We start from the raw sequence: 15822 nt of genomic DNA on the forward strand, positions 1-15822 counted from the left end.
TCATAAACAAGACGATGAAGAGGTAATAATTGTGACAAATTATTTTGTTGCTGGTATTGATATCTTTGGTAATTCTTTTTAGTTTCTGGTAAACGAGAAAAGTCCTTGAATCAATGGTACCCATAGAAAATAAAAGATTATAGTTCTATTAATGATAAACAAAATATGGTTTATTTAACCAATCGTCAGGTTTGTTTTGGTGGAAACAAATAGAGGAACGGTTCTTATAAGGTCACTCGACCCTCAAGAACCGTCCCTCCGTATTCCTTGTTTAATATTCCACCATCATTTTGGCTTTTGAAAGCTGAACATTACTAAACGCAATTCCCCCTAATATAAGAGCAACGCCGATCCATTGTAACATTCCCACATGTTCTCCTAAAACTAGCGCAGACATGGAGACAGCTACTGGAAGCTCAGATGCTGTTAAGATAGTGCCAAGTCCTGGACCGATCTGCGGCATCCCAATGGAATAGAGGAGAGGCGGAAGAACAGCACCGAAAATTCCAAGCAGCAATCCGTATGGTGCTACTCCTATTAAGGTTGGAATATCAACTAAATAAACGGGTGGGAAAACTAGAAAAACAACGAATAAACCACCCGCTGAAAGAAGACCACTCTTCAGAAGAGGAGCGGTATTTTTCCCGACGGATCCGCTAAGAAAAATGAATGTTGCAAAGGTAAAGGCTGAGAGTAGTCCCCAACCGGCACCTTGCCAGGAAAGGTTCATTCCCCCTTCTAAAGAAACGCCTCCAGCTAAGATGGAACCGAATAGGAGAATGATGATCGCAATTACCTTCTCTAAGGTAGGTTTTTTCTTATAAATGATCGTTTCGAAAAGTGTACCAATCCATACAAATTGAAACAATAAAATGATTGCTAGTGAAGCATTAATTGTTTGCAATGCTTGATAATAAAAGATTCCCGTCAATCCAAACGGAATTCCAGATAATAGTAGTTTGATAGCTTGAACGCGCGTAACCTTATATTTCCTTGTAAATAAAACAAGTATCCAAGTAATTAATGTACCAAATAAATATTGTGCTCCTGTTACCTCAGCCACTGAAAATCCAGCTGCGTATGCCAGTTTAACAAATGTAGATAGAATGCCGTAGCAGCACCCTCCTAAAAAAACAATTAATGCATAGTTCCATTTTTTCAAAATGAATATCCTCCTTTTCAACATAAAAAGCCACACAACTGTCTATAGACAATTGTGTGGCGAAAATAGAGTTTCCTCTAGAAAAATCCACGTCCTACGTAAGGTTTTATTATTCCATTCGTAATTTATCCCACTCTAAATGGACAGTTAGACTTCCGCCTCAAGCTTATGAAAATACGAGGAAGCTAGGTGGGAGATCAACTGTCCGTAAAGGTCCGATTGGTTCAACTAACTATCAGTGGGGATAAAGGAAAACCCCCACTGATGGAAGTTTCACTTTATTATAAGAACAATCTTGTTAGTTGTCAAAGGATTCAAAAGGATGAAGCCCCCCTGACTGATACGGATGGAATGAAATAGTAAATAATAGTCAGTAGATCAATGAAGTATATGTAATGCTAGGATAATAGAACGTTCTGTTAAAAAGACGAGAGCATTTAACTGGTTGGGAATTGATAGGATATATTTGACAAAATTCTTCGCCGTTTTGTCAAATATTGAATCATTTATCAATTTAACAATGATAATCATTATCACTTATAGTTAATTTACAAATGAAAATTATTCTCATTTAAAAGGTGGTCAGAGTGAAGGTATTAATTAGATATGTGAGTATGACAAGCAATACAGAAGACATAATGATTGTTATAAAGAATAAATTAGAAACATTAAATTGTGAGGTTAAAGTAGAGGAATTAGACTTGGTCCCCCTCCAAAAATTATCCGCGTATGATCTTGTTCTTTTCGGAAGCTATACATGGGGAGATGGCGATTTACCATATGAATTGGAGGATATGTATGAAGACTTAGATGATGTGGATCTAACTGGAATTTCCTTTGGAATCTTCGGGTCAGGTGATCGTTTTTATCCTGCCTTTTGTCAAGCTGTAGATCTTTTAGCAGACAAGGTAAAGGAAAGAGGGGGAGATGTGTTTAGCTCCTTATTAAAAATTGAGTTCAGTCCGGATAGTGAGGAGGAAGTGTTGGAATGTGAACAATTTGCAGTTGGTGTGTATGAGTGGGTAAAGGAAAAGGATACAAGTCATGCACGCTAATGGGGCGACCGCTGTCATTTCTACTTCGCCAAAAGAATTTTTAGTCTCGATTAAGAGGAAAGGAATTTTTTCATTTAAAAATAATAAATGGAAGCTTGTGATTCCATTACATGACTCTATTTATCAGCTAAAGAGAATTGGTGAATATATAATGGGGGTTGGTGAGAGGGGAAGATATATTCAGCTTCATTTGAAATTAGGAAGATGGAGAACGTCTTTCTTTCCAACTAGGCAGCGCCTATGGGATATTATTGGCAACGAGAGGGGGCTAGTTATTACCCATGCAGGGACACAATTACTAGTATCATATGATTTTGGGCAGAAATGGAGCATAATTTCTCTTTTTAAAGAACTTTCCGTAAGACCGATTATTCGTTCATTAAACTTAAATGATGAAGAGATATACGTAGGTACACAAATACATAAACAGAATGGTGGGTTATGGAAATACTCATTGTATTCCAATCGACTGGAATCGTTACGTTATGAAAAAGATAAGATGGTTTCATCTATTTATGTAGACAATTCTTTTCTTTGGATGACAACAGGGGCATGTCAAACCAAAAAAGGCACAATCTCCTTTCGGAATCATGGAGAAAACGAATGGCATTCGTTTTCTTCTCAAATAGAAGAACGTGTATTTTTAAGTATGGTACATTCTGATGATAAAATTTACGTTTGCTCCAGCAAGGACGAATATGGCTATTCGCGAATCTATTATTGTGACTTGTTGCAAATGAAATTAGTGCTAGTCGAAACAATAAAGGGTCATTGCTTTTGCGGAGCTGTTAGCGACGGAGACCTATTTTGGGCTGGCGGAGAAGAGTCCAAATGGATAAAACAAAGCTTAAAAGAGAAGCAAATACTTCATTGAGATGGGAAGTAGAGGGGCGGTTCTAACGTAACCTAATAAAAGAATATAGTTGGCCTAAGTTAGAGCGGAATGTTGGATAATGTAAACGAAATGTAACTTTGATGTTAAGTGTCAATTGCGAATAACTAGTGGTAATGGGGTTAAAAACCTCCTCTGAAATTGTACTGCACCCCAAAAGCTAGAGTGAAATCTAACTTTTGGGGTGTTTTTAAATCATGAGTCCAGTTCAATATCAAATCCATACCAGCCAATTAGCTGCTTAAATATAAAACTCTAACTTTTTGGGATCACCTCAAGAATACAAGATTCTTAGTGGGAGTTTTTCAGTATCTTGAACCATCCCTCTAGGTTTTTGTCAACAAGCATTAACTTAAAAAAATATACTTTTTTTATTTCTTGAAACTTCTTTTAATAAGCATTGTAGAAGTAACTCCTCAACTGCTGACAATAGAGCAATCGCTAAAAGCGTATATAAGAAAAAAATGCTGTTATTTAATAAAAAAAATGGAAGATAGAGAAATAAGGCGAAACCAGTTAGTTTATTTCCATATGTATGAATGGAAGTAAATGTGTGAAATTTATAATAGCCAATAGCCATAGCACAAACTCTTATCAATCCAATAAGCATTATCATACTCCAGATCCAAATTGGAAGCACGGTAGATGGGAGGACAATCTTACCAACAATTGCTAAAAACGTCATATCTGCAATCGTATCTAAAACTTCCCCTTGTTTACTTGTAACTTGAAATTTCCGTGCAAGATAGCCATCTAACATATCGCTAATACCACAGATAAAATAAACTATCCAAAACCCCAATCCGCTATGGAAAAATAATAAGGTCAATGATAAAAGGATTCTAATGCCAGAAATTATATTTGGTATTAGACGTACCACACAACTCACCTCTATTCTGTATAAAGTATATCGCTTTTTTGTTCTAATAGTGTGTTATATAAAAGAATTATGAAATATATGTGAAATAGTACACAAATTGGAGTGTTTTCAAAGTAACTGGAGTAAAATAGGGGTATAAAGGAAAGAAGGAGAGAAGTGAAATGTACTCTAATAATCAAACGCATTCAAATATTGATGGTTATGTCAAAGGTTTTCATGTGAAGCCAATTCAAGAGACTTGTTTTTATGATACGGGATCTTATTATTCAAATGGTATTAATATTGAAGTACAGCTAAGTACTGAGCAATATGCGAATCTACTAAAATACGGATATTCTGGTAAGCAGCACAATGTCTATTTTACAGCAAGATCTAATCATTATGCCCATCTTTATGCAGCTTCAGCTGAAGACATTAACCAACTCCTAGAAGTAATTAGTAATTAAGGGAAACAGAGGGACGCCTCGGAAAACAAATCCATCATCTTATGTTTAAAAAGTGGCTATTGCCCATCATCATTAACTAGCCAGTTTTTCAGTGCCCACGGACGGTTCTTGTGATTCCTTTCCAGAACCGTCCATCTCTATGCTTTTATGTACCTATCCGGTAAATCTTCCTTGGTCTTCCTCTTGTAAGTGGAACTTCTTCACCGATTATTTTGGCAAGTCCTTGTTCTTCTAAGTTGGTAAGTATTCTTCTTGCATTTCTCGCGGTCATTTTAAGCCATTCCGAGATGTCTGCTGCTGTTATTGCGTGCTTTCCTAAATTTTTTTGGACAGAAGCCATTTTATTGTAAGTACTAATGGTTACTCCAGCTTTTTTGAGTTTATTGCTAAGTTCTTCATCTGTCACTCTGTAATTAAATCCAATCGTCTTTTTTTGATGAAGAGGACCGGTGATATTTCCTTTATCATCGACAAGAAATCCTGTATAGGTACCATATGCTTCGGCGTGTTCAAGTGCTAGGATTGCATTTTTTTCAGCAATCATGGCAGTATCCCCATAGCCGATGCCAACATTTGCTTTAGAATCTGTGAGTAGCTCTATCTGGAAAAGAAGAGAATTTCCTTCTTGGCTATTCCTTTCTATCGAGCCCCTTGTAGAGAAAATAAGAAAGCTTCCAATGCCGGTCGTAATAAAAGATCCTGAAACAGATTCGGCAAAATCTAATACCGAGTTTTGGATTTTTAAGTTTAATCGATGTAAATCATAGGAAATCGAATCCTTTGCTGCTGTATCCATCATCTCCCCGATTTTTATCATCATGACCGCAATTTGGGAATTACGGAAATGAAACTTTTCCCATTTTTCATATCCTTCGCTAATAGTTTGTTTAATATTTTCCTTTGTAGCAGTCACTCGATAAACAGGAATATTCATCGAAACAAGCTTTTCATAAACTGAACGTAGGGAGGTGATACAAATATCTACTTTCCTAGTTCGAAAGAGATTAGCATGATATTCTACAATTTCACTGGATGGAAGTCCTACATTATGTAATAAATGTAATTGGCCTAAAGGGATATGATTTTCCTGGTAAAGGTCGATAAATTGCTGTTTAAAAAAACTATCGATACTAATTCTTTCAATATTTTTTCTATCCTTATATAGAATATTTAATAGTATTATTGCGATGGACCCTTGATTAAAGCGTGGATAAAAGAATAATTGTTGTTTATGATATTTTTTCGTTAGATAGTAAGGGGTATATCCTGTACATATCCAAAAATCAACAAAATGCTGATTTTGTTCCACAATTGCTTCTGATTCACTTGGTTCGTTATAAATATAGGGGATAACTTCCAGCTTAGATTGAAAATCTGCTGCAATTTCCATTATATTTTGCACCGAGTCTTTTGGTCCTAGCAGACCAGCTTTTGCCTTCATGTATGCCTCCAACTGTACTTTTTCTAGAGTATACTATACAAAATAAAAGGTTTGCAAATTATATTTCCGTAATAATTCTGTAATAAATGATAGGTGGATTTTTTGTGTCAGATAATCTAACAGTGTTTTTAATATGCATTATTGACTTTAATAATTTGTCTCTCTATACTTTAATTTAAGGAACAATTAAGGAATAATTCCGAATATAACGATGGAAAGAAAGGGGGAGCAAAATGCAAGATATGATTACATTTGCTGCAACGGGTGATTCCTTTATCACTCGTAAACTTCCAGCAAAAAATAAATCTTATAAAGAAATTGCCGACATCATTAATCAAGCTGATTTTCGATTTACAAATTTAGAAGTAACGCTCCATCAGAATGAAGGCATCCCAGGAGCGGTAAGTGGAGGAACTTGGGCCATGGGTTCTCCAGAATTGCTGTCTGATTTAAGGAATTATGGATTTAATACGTTAGCATGGGCGAATAATCATACATTGGATTATTCTATTGATGGCCTAAAAGCAACAGAAAAATATTTAAATCAGTCAGGATTTGTGCATGCAGGGGCTGGACAGAATATGGCATATGCTAGCGAACCAAGATACTTGGAAGCGGAGACGGGAAGAGTTGCCTTGATATCAGCCACATCAACCTTTCATGAGTCTTGGGTGGCAGGTGAGCAGCGCCCTGACATGATCGGAAGACCTGGCATCAATCCACTACGTTATAATACCATCCACCAGATTACATCAGAGAATATGAACACTTTAAAAAAAATTGCCTCAGCCACTTATATAAATGCAACCCAAGAATTGTCAATTAAAGAAGGTTTTCGCTTAAGAAGAAATGATGGAATCTATTCATTTGGCGAATATTTATTCGAAGAAAGTAATGAAGAAGGTCAATCGACGACTCCTGATGAGCAGGATATGAAACGAATTATAAGAAGTATCAAACAAGCAAAAAGGCAAGCTCATTATATTATTGTTAGTATTCACGCACATGAAATGAGAAAAGGAGAGAAGGAACTACCTGCTCAGTTTTTAGAGGAATTTGCAAGAGTATGCATTGATGAAGGAGCACATGCTGTCATCGGACATGGACCTCATGTATTAAGAGGGATAGAAATTTATAAAAATCGACCAATATTTTATAGCTTGGGTAATTTTATTTTTCAAAATGATACTGTTCCTTATTTGCCAACAGACTTTTATGAAAAGTATCAATTAAGTCATACAGATAATGTCGCAGATGCCTTAGATAAAAGAAGTAAGAATAACACAATAGGATTCGGAATCAATCATAAAATCTGGGAATCAGTCATCCCTGTTTGGACAATGGAAAAAGGAGAATTGATAGAGCTAAAGCTTTATCCAGTGGAATTAGGCTATGGTAAAGACAGATATGAAAGAGGTTGGCCAGTTCTATCAGATAATCAGGACATATTGCTAAGACTAGCTAAACTCTCAGAGCCATATGGTACAAAAATCAATATAGAAGGAAATATAGGAGTCATTCGTTTAAATGAAAAAATAACTGCGGCTAAAATAGACAGAATCTTTTTATAATTCTAATATTAATAGAGGGGGAAATGCTTTGAAAAAGTTAGCAATGATTATTTCTGTTTTATTTTTACTTATAAGTGTTGGTTGTAGTAAGTCCTCAAGTTCTGGTGGGACATCAAGTGAAGATTCCTATGGCGGGAGTTTGAATATTGCAATTAGTGTCCAGCCGCCAACATTGGATGCTCATTTGACTACTTCTTCTGATGCTATTGAAATAATGAGAAATATTTATGAGACATTGGTTACGCAAAACAAGGACCAACAAGCAGTGCCGATGTTGGCAGAATCGATTGAAACAAGTGAGGATGGCTTAACTTATACGTTTAAGTTAAGAGAAGGGATAACGTTTCATAACGGAAAAGAGATGACTTCAGAAGATGTTGTTGTTTCCATGAATAGATGGCTGGAGCAATCCTCTCGAGCAAAATTATTATTGAGTGGAGGGAAATTTGAAACAGCCGATGAGTATACGGTCACATTAAAACTAGCTGAAGCCGTTACTGATGTGTTAGATATTATGGCAGGAAAAGGGCAGTTTCCCGCTATTATGCCATCTGAAGTAATAGAGGATGCTGGTAAAGATGGGGTTTCCGAATATATTGGTACTGGACCACTTAAGTTTGTGGAATGGAAACAAGATCAATATATCAAGTTAGAAAAGTTTGCCGACTATGTAGCATCTGAGCAAGAATCCAGTGGTCTATCCGGTAAAAAGACCGTCTATATAGATGATGTTACTTATCATATTGTTCCAGATTCGTCTACAAGACTTGCTGGCATTCAAACAGGAGAATATGATATTGCAAATAGCATGCCTTTTGATAACTATGAGCAATTAAAGAATACACCAAATCTTAAAACCTTTGCTTCCTTCGATTCTGGAACGTTGAATGTAGCTTATAACAAAAAGCAAGGGATAATGACAAACCCGGAGATAAGAAAAGCAATTAATACTGGTATTAATGCGAATGCTATTATGCTTGCCAGCTTTGGTAGTGAAGATTTATATAATTTAGATCCTGGTTATATGAGTCCAGAACAAAAAGACTGGGCTACAGATGCGGGAAAAGAAGTCTTTAACTTAGGCGATGTAGAAAAAGCGAAACAAATGCTAAAAGATGCTGGGTATAATGGCGAAGAAATTATTCTCTATTCTACAAGGGATTATGACCATCAATACAATTCTTCTGTTGTATTAAAAGAACAGTTAGAGCAAATGGGAATAAAAGTGTCACTAGAACTCTATGATTGGCCAACTTTGACCGAAAAACGTGCTAATCCAGAAAATTGGGATTTGTTAATTGTAGGTACTGGCTATGTTACCACGCCATCACAATTATTAGTAGTTAACCCAGATTATGTAGGCTGGACAAATGATGAAACAATGACAACTTCCTTGCAAAAAATTCGTACAGCAGCAACAAAAGAGGAAGCAAAAGAACTCTGGGCTGAGATGCAATCCTATATGTGGAATGACTATGTTCCTTATACCCTATTTGGACATTATGCAAGTATTATCACGGCTACAGATAAATTGGAGGACTTCACTGTATTTCAAGGACCTATTTTATGGGACGTGAAAAAAACGCAGTAAATTCATTTTCTTCATAACTCACTTAAATAGGACAATGCTTAGCTATAACTCTTGTTCCTTTTTAGGAGGTAACTGCAACTAGCCATCAGTGGGTAAGGCACCACTGATGGAAGTTTTCTTATTTTCATCGAATGTAAAAGGAGGAAATTAGATGAAAATGTATCTTGTTAATCGATTGTTTTCGTTACTACCCGTTTTATTTGTTGTATCGGTTGTTATCTTCTCTATCATTCACTTAACTCCTGGTGATCCTGCTGCTGTTCTCCTTGGAGAGGAAGCAACAGAACAACAAATTAAGGAATTACGCATGGAAATGGGATTGGATTTACCGATCATCGAACAGTATTTTAACTGGATAAAAGGAGCGGTTCAAGGTGATTTTGGTGTTTCTTATTTTATGAAAATGCCTGTCCTTGAGGCAATTACCAGTCATCTCGGTCCAACCATTTCTGTAGCTATTTTAGCTGGGATAATATCGCTAGTTTTTTCTTTGCCACTTGGTATTCTAGCTGCCATGCATAGAGGGACAGGTACGGATCAGACGATAATGGGAATTTCTTTATTAGGAATGTGTGTACCTAGTTTTTTGCTAGGGTTGTTTTTAGTATTGCTCGTTGGTGTTCAACTGCAATGGTTACCTGTAGCAGGATATCGACCATTAAGTGAGGGGATATGGGAACATTTAAAATACTTAATTTTGCCATCTATTTCCCTTGGAGCGATGCACACAGCATTGATTTCCCGAATGTCTCGCTCTAGTTTGTTAGAAACATTAAATACCAATTATATAAAAACAGCAAGAGCGAAAGGTGTTACAGAAAAACTGATTATTTATAGACATGCCCTTCGAAATGCTTTTCTTCCTATATTAACGGTTATTGGTCAAACCTTTGGCTCATTGGTAGCTGGGGCTGTTGTAACAGAAACAATCTTTAATATTCCAGGAATTGGGCAATTAATCATTAATTCGGTAGAGCGAAGAGACTATGCGGTCATCCAAGGAGTAGTGTTATTTGTGACCTTCATCTATGTCATTATTAATTTAATCGTCGATTTATTATATGGTGTCGTTGATCCAAGGGTGAGATTGGAGAGGCAATAAAAGTTTATGGGAAAAAATGATAATTTTTAGCGATAAGCAGAGGAGGGGAATCGATGAGTGTATTAGAGCGAGATTTGAAGTTTATAGAAAGTAAGAATGATTTAAAAAAGCAGCAACGGCTTTTACTTTTTCACAGAATTATTGGTAATAAGCTGATTGTAACAGGGGGAGTTATTCTAACGCTTTTAACATTAATAGCACTTATTGCTCCGATCGTTGTTCCGTACGGTCCTTATGAAATGCAAGTGGAAAATCGTCTGAAAGCACCAAGTGTCGATCATCTACTGGGAACAGATAACTTTGGGAGAGACTTGCTTTCCCGAATTGCATATGGTGCAAGAGTCTCCTTAGGAATAGGGGCAATGGTAGCCTTTTTCGCCTGCTTAATTGGGTTAATTATCGGGTTACTCGCAAGCTATTTTAAAACATTGGATAATATTTTGATGCGCATTTGTGATGGATTAATGGCTATTCCAGGAGTTTTATTAGCCATTGCTTTAGTCGCTGCATTAGGACCATTAAAACAAAATGTAGTCATTGCCCTTGTGATTGTTTTTATTCCTAACGTAGCTCGAATTGTTCGATCTACGGCATTGGTCATAAGAGAAGAGACTTATATTGAAGCGATTAGAGCGCAAGGAGCGAGTACTTGGAGAATTATTGCTCTGCATATTGCGCCAAACACGATTTCCCCATTAGTTGTTCAAGCATCCTTTATTTTCGCAGATGCCATCATTACAGAGGCGGCGTTAAGCTTTCTAGGTGCGGGCATTCCAGCTCCCAACCCAAGTTGGGGGAACATTTTATATGATGGGAAAATTGTCATTTTTAATGCATGGTGGATGACTGTATTTCCAGGGATTCTTATTATTCTATCCGTACTGGGACTAAATCTGTTAGGAGATGGTTTAAGAGATTTATTAGATCCTAATATAAGCAAAGGGAAAAAAGGAAGATAGTAAGGAGGGAAGGGCATGAGTTCGGATACGTTATTGGATGTGAAAGACTTAAAAACTCATTTTTTTACAGAAAGAGGAAAAGTGACGGCAATAGATGGTGTCTCGTTTCAAATCAATAAAGGGGAAATCGTTGGAGTAGTAGGGGAATCAGGTTGTGGGAAAAGTGTTACTTCCCAATCGGTTCTGCGCCTTTTTGATGAAAAGCATCTTGTGAAATATGAAGGAGAGATTCTTTTCGAAGGAGAGACAGATTTATTAAAGCTCTCAAAAAAGAAAATGCAGATGATTCGGGGAAATGATATTTCCATGATTTTTCAAGATCCTCTTAGTTCTTTAAATCCTGTGTTAACAATTGGTTTTCAAATAGCAGAGGCGATCATGCTTCATCAAGATGTCACCAAGAAGGAAGCTTATGAAAGAGCAGTCGAAATGCTAAAACTTACTGGTATTCCGTCGCCGGAAAAGCGCGTTAATGACTATCCTCATAATTTATCAGGCGGTATGCGACAACGTGTCATGATCGCTATGACATTAGCATGTCAGCCTAAATTGCTGATAGCTGATGAACCAACAACAGCATTAGATGTGACGATTCAAGCGCAAATATTGGATTTAATTAGTGGGCTCAATCAAAAGCTTGAGATGGGCGTTATGTTTATTACCCACGATTTAGGTGTGGTGGCAGAGCTTTGTCATAGAGTAGTAGTTATGTATCTTGGCCAAATCGTCGAAGAAGCTAGTGTAGAAAGTTTATTTGAAAGCCCCCTTCATCCTTACACAAAAGGATTAATCAAGTCCATTCCACAAATGGAGGGAGATCGTTCACAAAAACTGCATGTAATCGAAGGTACTGTTCCTTCCCTTGATAGTATACCAATTGGCTGTAGGTTTGCACCAAGATGTCCGTTTGCTGATTCTGTATGTTTAGAAAAGGCACCAGATTTAACCGAAACCTCCTCTAATCAAAAGGTTCGATGCTGGCACTTTGAAAAAATAGCGCAAGAGGAGGAATGTTATGCAAATGTTTCAAGCTGAACAACAAGAGAAGAAAATCCTGTTGGATGTGCAAGGGTTAAAAAAATATTATCCTATAAAAAGTCCTCTTGGGAAACTGGGAGGAATAAAAAATTATGTTAAGGCGGTCAATGATGTTTCCTTTCAATTATATGAAGGAGAAACATATGGATTAGTTGGGGAGTCGGGCTGTGGAAAAAGTACAACAGGCAAAACATTGATGAGACTAACTGATCCAACGGAAGGTACAGCTATTTATAGAAATCAAGATATTTTTCAGCAAAAAGGTAAGGGATTAAAAAAGATGAGAGAAGAAATACAAATGGTTTTTCAGGACCCTTATTCTTCTCTCAATCCGCGAAAACGAATTGGAAATACATTAGAAGAGCCCCTGATAATTCATTCGATTGGCGATAAAAAAGACCATACGAATAAGGTGATGGATATTATGGGAAAGGTTGGCTTACAAGCAGATCACTATTATCGATATCCACATGAATTTTCCGGAGGCCAACGACAGAGAATTGGGCTGGCAAGAGCTCTTATTGCTAATCCGAAGTTAGTCATTTGTGATGAACCTGTTTCTGCTTTAGATGTTTCCATTCAGTCTCAAATTATTAATCTTATGCAAGAAATTCAAGCAGAGTATCAATTAACCTATCTGTTTATTGCCCATGATATTAGTGTTGTAAGACATATTTCAGACCGGATTGGAGTTATGTATTTAGGAAGAATGATGGAAGAAGCAACTACGGATGAATTGTTTGCAAATCCATTGCATCCTTATACAAAAGCCTTATTATCCTCCGTACCAATCCCAAATCCAAAAAGAAAACGAGAAAAAATACAGTTGAAAGGAGAGTTGCCTTCACCATTGGATCCTCCAACAGGATGTGTATTTCATACAAGATGTCCATTTGCAATGGATCGATGTAAGCAAGATGTACCTACAAAATTACAAGTTAACGATAAACATGTCGTTGCTTGCCATTTATATGATTAACCGAAAAAAAGAAATTAATGGAGAGGGAGTTCATTTACATGGAAAATGTAGAACAAAAAACAGCGGCTATTACAGAAAAGGTGGAACAGGTATATAAAAAGCTTGCCCAGAATGAGCAAGTCAAAACAGCGCTAGCGTTTTTAAAAGAAGATAATGAAGCAACGACTGAGGAACAAATTGAGCTCACGGAAATAGAAGCACCAACCTTTGAAGAAGATGAAAAAGGAAAGTGGTATAAAAAGAGATTAGTAGAGCTAGGTGTTCAAGGAGTATCTACAGATGAGGTAGGGAATGTTTTTGGGGTGCTGCCTGGAAGTGGGAATGGTCCTTCCCTTGTTGTTTGTGCACATCTAGATACTGTCTTCCCAAAAGGAACGAATGTAAAGGCAATACGGAAAAACGGGTTAATTTATGCTCCTGGGATTTGTGACGATGGGAGAGGGTTAGCCGTTGTCTTAACGATTATCCGTGCTCTCACTGCAGCAGGGATAAAGACAGAAGGAGATCTCATCATTGGCGCGACAGTTGGAGAAGAAGGACTGGGTGATTTAAGAGGAGTGAAGGCATTGTTTGACAATCGCCAAGATATAGATGGATTTATCTCCATCGAGCCCGGAGATCCAAGCCGTATTACCTATTTAGGTACAGGAAGTAAAAGGTTTAACGTTTTATTTACAGGGCCAGGTGGACATAGTTTTGGAAATTTTGGTATTCCCAGTCCTATTCATGCATTAGGGAGGGCTATTGCTAAAATTTCTGATTTGCAGCCACCTGCCGAACCAAAAACAACTTTTAATGTAGGGATGATTAAAGGGGGAACTTCTGTTAACACCATTGCCGAAACAGCAGAAATGTTAGTTGATTTGCGCTCCAATTCCCAAGAAGAGCTAGAAATAATCGAAAGTAAGTTTTTGCATTTGATGGAACAAGCCAAAGAAGAAGAAAATGCTCGATGGAACGTAGAATCACAAGTAAGTCTTCAAATAGAAAAAGTAGGTGATCGTCCAGCAGGATCACAAGATAATGATGCTATTATAGTGCAAGCTGCTCGATGTGCGACATCCGTTCTAGGATTTGAGCCGATTTTAGATAAAGCAAGCAGTACCGATTCTAATGTTCCTATTCATTTAGGTATTCCTGCCTTAACACTTGGCGGAGGTGGTGAAGGGGGAGGATTCCATACATTACAAGAGTATTATAATCCTACAGATGGCCACATTGGTGCACAAAAAATCTTATTAACAATTCTAGGTTTAGTTGGATTAGAACAGGTTACCTCATCATTATTGGAGAAGAATAAATCAAAATGTTAAATGGTATAAGGGAGAATTCAACTATGAAAGAAGTATATCAATATATTGAAGATCATAAAGAAATGTATGTAAAATGGTTGTTCGATCTTTGCGAGCAACCGAGTGTAGCCGCGCAAAATAGAGGGATTAAGGAGACAGCCGAAATGGTTGAGCACCATTTGAAGAACCTAGGGGCAGAAGTAGAGTTAGTGGCAACAGAAGGAAATCCAGTTGTTTATGGGGAGATACAAAATGGCAAGGAGAAAACTCTCTCCTTTTATAATCATTATGATGTTCAGCCAGAAGACCCGATTGATCAATGGTTAAGTGATCCATTTACTCCAGAGATCCGTGATGGAAAAATATATGCACGAGGTGTTGCTGATAATAAGGGAACACTTCTCTCTAGAATTTGTGCTGTCCATGCGTATCAAGCAGTATATGGTACATTGCCGATTAATCTGAAGTTTTTGGTAGAAGGGGAAGAAGAGATCGGCAGCCCTCATCTAGAAGAGTTTATTATCAATAATCCTAAAAAAATCCAAGCAGATGGATGTATTTGGGAAAATGGATTTAAAACATTAGATGGGAGACTGCAGATTACTTTAGGCTGCAAAGGAATGTTGTATGTAGAGTTAAGAGCTAAAGGGGCTAATATTGACTTGCATTCAGCGAAAGCAGCCATCGTGGAAAATCCGGCTTGGCGATTAGTATGGGCCCTTTCTACATTGAAAAATACGAAAGAAGAAGTATTAATAGAGGGATTTTATGATAAAGTCAAAACTTTGACAGAGGAAGAAAGAAAGCTGACAGAAGAAATGGAACTTGATGAAGCAGCTGATTTAGAAAATTTAGGGTTAAAAAACTATGTAAATAATTTAACTGGTTTTCCTTTGAAAGAAAAATTAATTTTTCAACCAACTTGTACGATTTGCGGGATCGAATCTGGTTATACAGCAGAAGGATCTAAAACGGTTCTTCCCTCGACTGCAAAAGTAAAACTCGATTTCCGTCTAGTATCAGAACAAGATCCAGAAGAAATTTACGATCTATTGGTAAAGCATTTAGTTAAACACGGATTTGGTGACATCGAAGTTATCAAGTTAAAAGGGCAAAGAGCAGGCACAACTGAATTAACTGATCCACTTGTCGAGAAAGTTGTCAGCACTGCTCAGCAGTTCTATGACCAAAAGCCACAAGTCTTACGCTCGCAAGCTGGAACAGGTCCTATGTATAACCTTTGTCAAAAATTCGGCATTCCATCCCTTGGATTCGGAGTAGGCAACGCAACCTCCCAAAACCACGCACCAAACGAAAACATAAACCTAACCGACTATATAGAAGGAATAAAGTTTATGGCATCCGTATTACGGAGCTATGCATAGGGAAGCAGAGGGACGGTTCTTGTGGGGAC

General features: G+C 37.2%; 14 protein-coding genes. 11 read left to right on the forward strand and 3 right to left on the reverse strand.

All coding sequences use genetic code 11. The features are described 5' to 3' along the window. Window positions 1-271 precede the first annotated feature (271 nt). Window positions 272-1162, reverse strand: coding sequence for an EamA family transporter (locus tag NST60_RS14640; RefSeq protein ID WP_016203514.1), 891 nt, complete (start codon window positions 1160-1162; stop codon window positions 272-274). Between the two features lie 587 nt (window positions 1163-1749). On the opposite strand from NST60_RS14640, the gene NST60_RS14645 reads away from it, so the two are divergent. Together NST60_RS14645 and NST60_RS14650 are read left to right on the forward strand one after the other, a co-directional pair. Further along, window positions 1750-2217 carry a flavodoxin domain-containing protein gene (locus NST60_RS14645; RefSeq protein WP_224427829.1) on the forward strand — a complete coding sequence of 156 codons (468 nt, stop codon included), beginning with the start codon at window positions 1750-1752 and terminating at the stop codon, window positions 2215-2217. Continuing rightward, a complete protein-coding gene (locus NST60_RS14650; protein ID WP_224427828.1) occupies window positions 2207-3091 on the forward strand; it encodes a hypothetical protein in 885 nt (294 codons plus the stop codon). Before NST60_RS14645 ends, NST60_RS14650 begins: the two co-directional genes overlap by 11 nt. A gap of 370 nt (window positions 3092-3461) precedes the next feature. Here the strand turns inward: NST60_RS14650 and NST60_RS14655 are convergent, their stop codons facing one another. Next, entirely contained in the window at window positions 3462-3989 is a 528-nt protein-coding gene (locus NST60_RS14655; RefSeq protein ID WP_341099178.1) for a CDP-alcohol phosphatidyltransferase family protein, read from the reverse strand. A gap of 161 nt (window positions 3990-4150) precedes the next feature. Here NST60_RS14655 and NST60_RS14660 point away from each other — a divergent pair, with 161 nt between their 5' ends. Further along, window positions 4151-4435, forward strand: coding sequence for a hypothetical protein (locus NST60_RS14660; RefSeq protein ID WP_341099180.1), 285 nt, complete (start codon window positions 4151-4153; stop codon window positions 4433-4435). Between the two features lie 145 nt (window positions 4436-4580). Here NST60_RS14660 and NST60_RS14665 read toward each other — a convergent pair whose 3' ends face one another. Continuing rightward, window positions 4581-5876 carry a hypothetical protein gene (locus NST60_RS14665; protein ID WP_016203509.1) on the reverse strand — a complete coding sequence of 432 codons (1296 nt, stop codon included), beginning with the start codon at window positions 5874-5876 and terminating at the stop codon, window positions 4581-4583. Between the two features lie 233 nt (window positions 5877-6109). Between NST60_RS14665 and NST60_RS14670 the strand changes: the two genes are divergently transcribed. The 8 genes from NST60_RS14670 to NST60_RS14705 all read left to right on the forward strand — a co-directional run bounded on the left by NST60_RS14670 (window position 6110) and on the right by NST60_RS14705 (window position 15793). Beyond that, on the forward strand, window positions 6110-7447 hold the full coding sequence (locus tag NST60_RS14670) for a CapA family protein (RefSeq protein WP_016203508.1): 1338 nt from the start codon (window positions 6110-6112) through the stop codon (window positions 7445-7447). A 28-nt stretch (window positions 7448-7475) separates the two neighbouring features. After that, a complete protein-coding gene (locus tag NST60_RS14675; protein ID WP_016203507.1) occupies window positions 7476-9038 on the forward strand; it encodes an ABC transporter substrate-binding protein in 1563 nt (520 codons plus the stop codon). 151 nt (window positions 9039-9189) lie between these two features. Beyond that, window positions 9190-10140 (forward strand): ABC transporter permease, encoded by a 951-nt coding sequence (locus tag NST60_RS14680; protein WP_341099185.1) that lies wholly within the window; start codon window positions 9190-9192, stop codon window positions 10138-10140. A 53-nt stretch (window positions 10141-10193) separates the two neighbouring features. Then, window positions 10194-11099: an ABC transporter permease gene (locus NST60_RS14685; protein WP_016203505.1), complete on the forward strand. Its 906-nt coding sequence runs from the start codon at window positions 10194-10196 to the stop codon at window positions 11097-11099. A 15-nt stretch (window positions 11100-11114) separates the two neighbouring features. Then, complete coding sequence (locus tag NST60_RS14690; RefSeq protein WP_101729493.1) at window positions 11115-12134, forward strand: ABC transporter ATP-binding protein; 1020 nt, start codon at window positions 11115-11117, stop codon at window positions 12132-12134. Next, window positions 12121-13116, forward strand: coding sequence for an ABC transporter ATP-binding protein (locus NST60_RS14695; RefSeq protein WP_169189732.1), 996 nt, complete (start codon window positions 12121-12123; stop codon window positions 13114-13116). Before NST60_RS14690 ends, NST60_RS14695 begins: the two co-directional genes overlap by 14 nt. A 38-nt stretch (window positions 13117-13154) precedes the next feature. Further along, complete coding sequence (locus tag NST60_RS14700; protein WP_341099186.1) at window positions 13155-14429, forward strand: M20/M25/M40 family metallo-hydrolase; 1275 nt, start codon at window positions 13155-13157, stop codon at window positions 14427-14429. Between the two features lie 23 nt (window positions 14430-14452). Next, window positions 14453-15793, forward strand: coding sequence for a M20/M25/M40 family metallo-hydrolase (locus NST60_RS14705; protein WP_235678854.1), 1341 nt, complete (start codon window positions 14453-14455; stop codon window positions 15791-15793). Window positions 15794-15822 lie beyond the last annotated feature (29 nt).

It is taken from the genome of Niallia sp. FSL W8-1348 (assembly GCF_038006745.1).
GTDB classification, from domain to species: Bacteria; Bacillota; Bacilli; order Bacillales; family Cytobacillaceae; genus Niallia; species Niallia alba.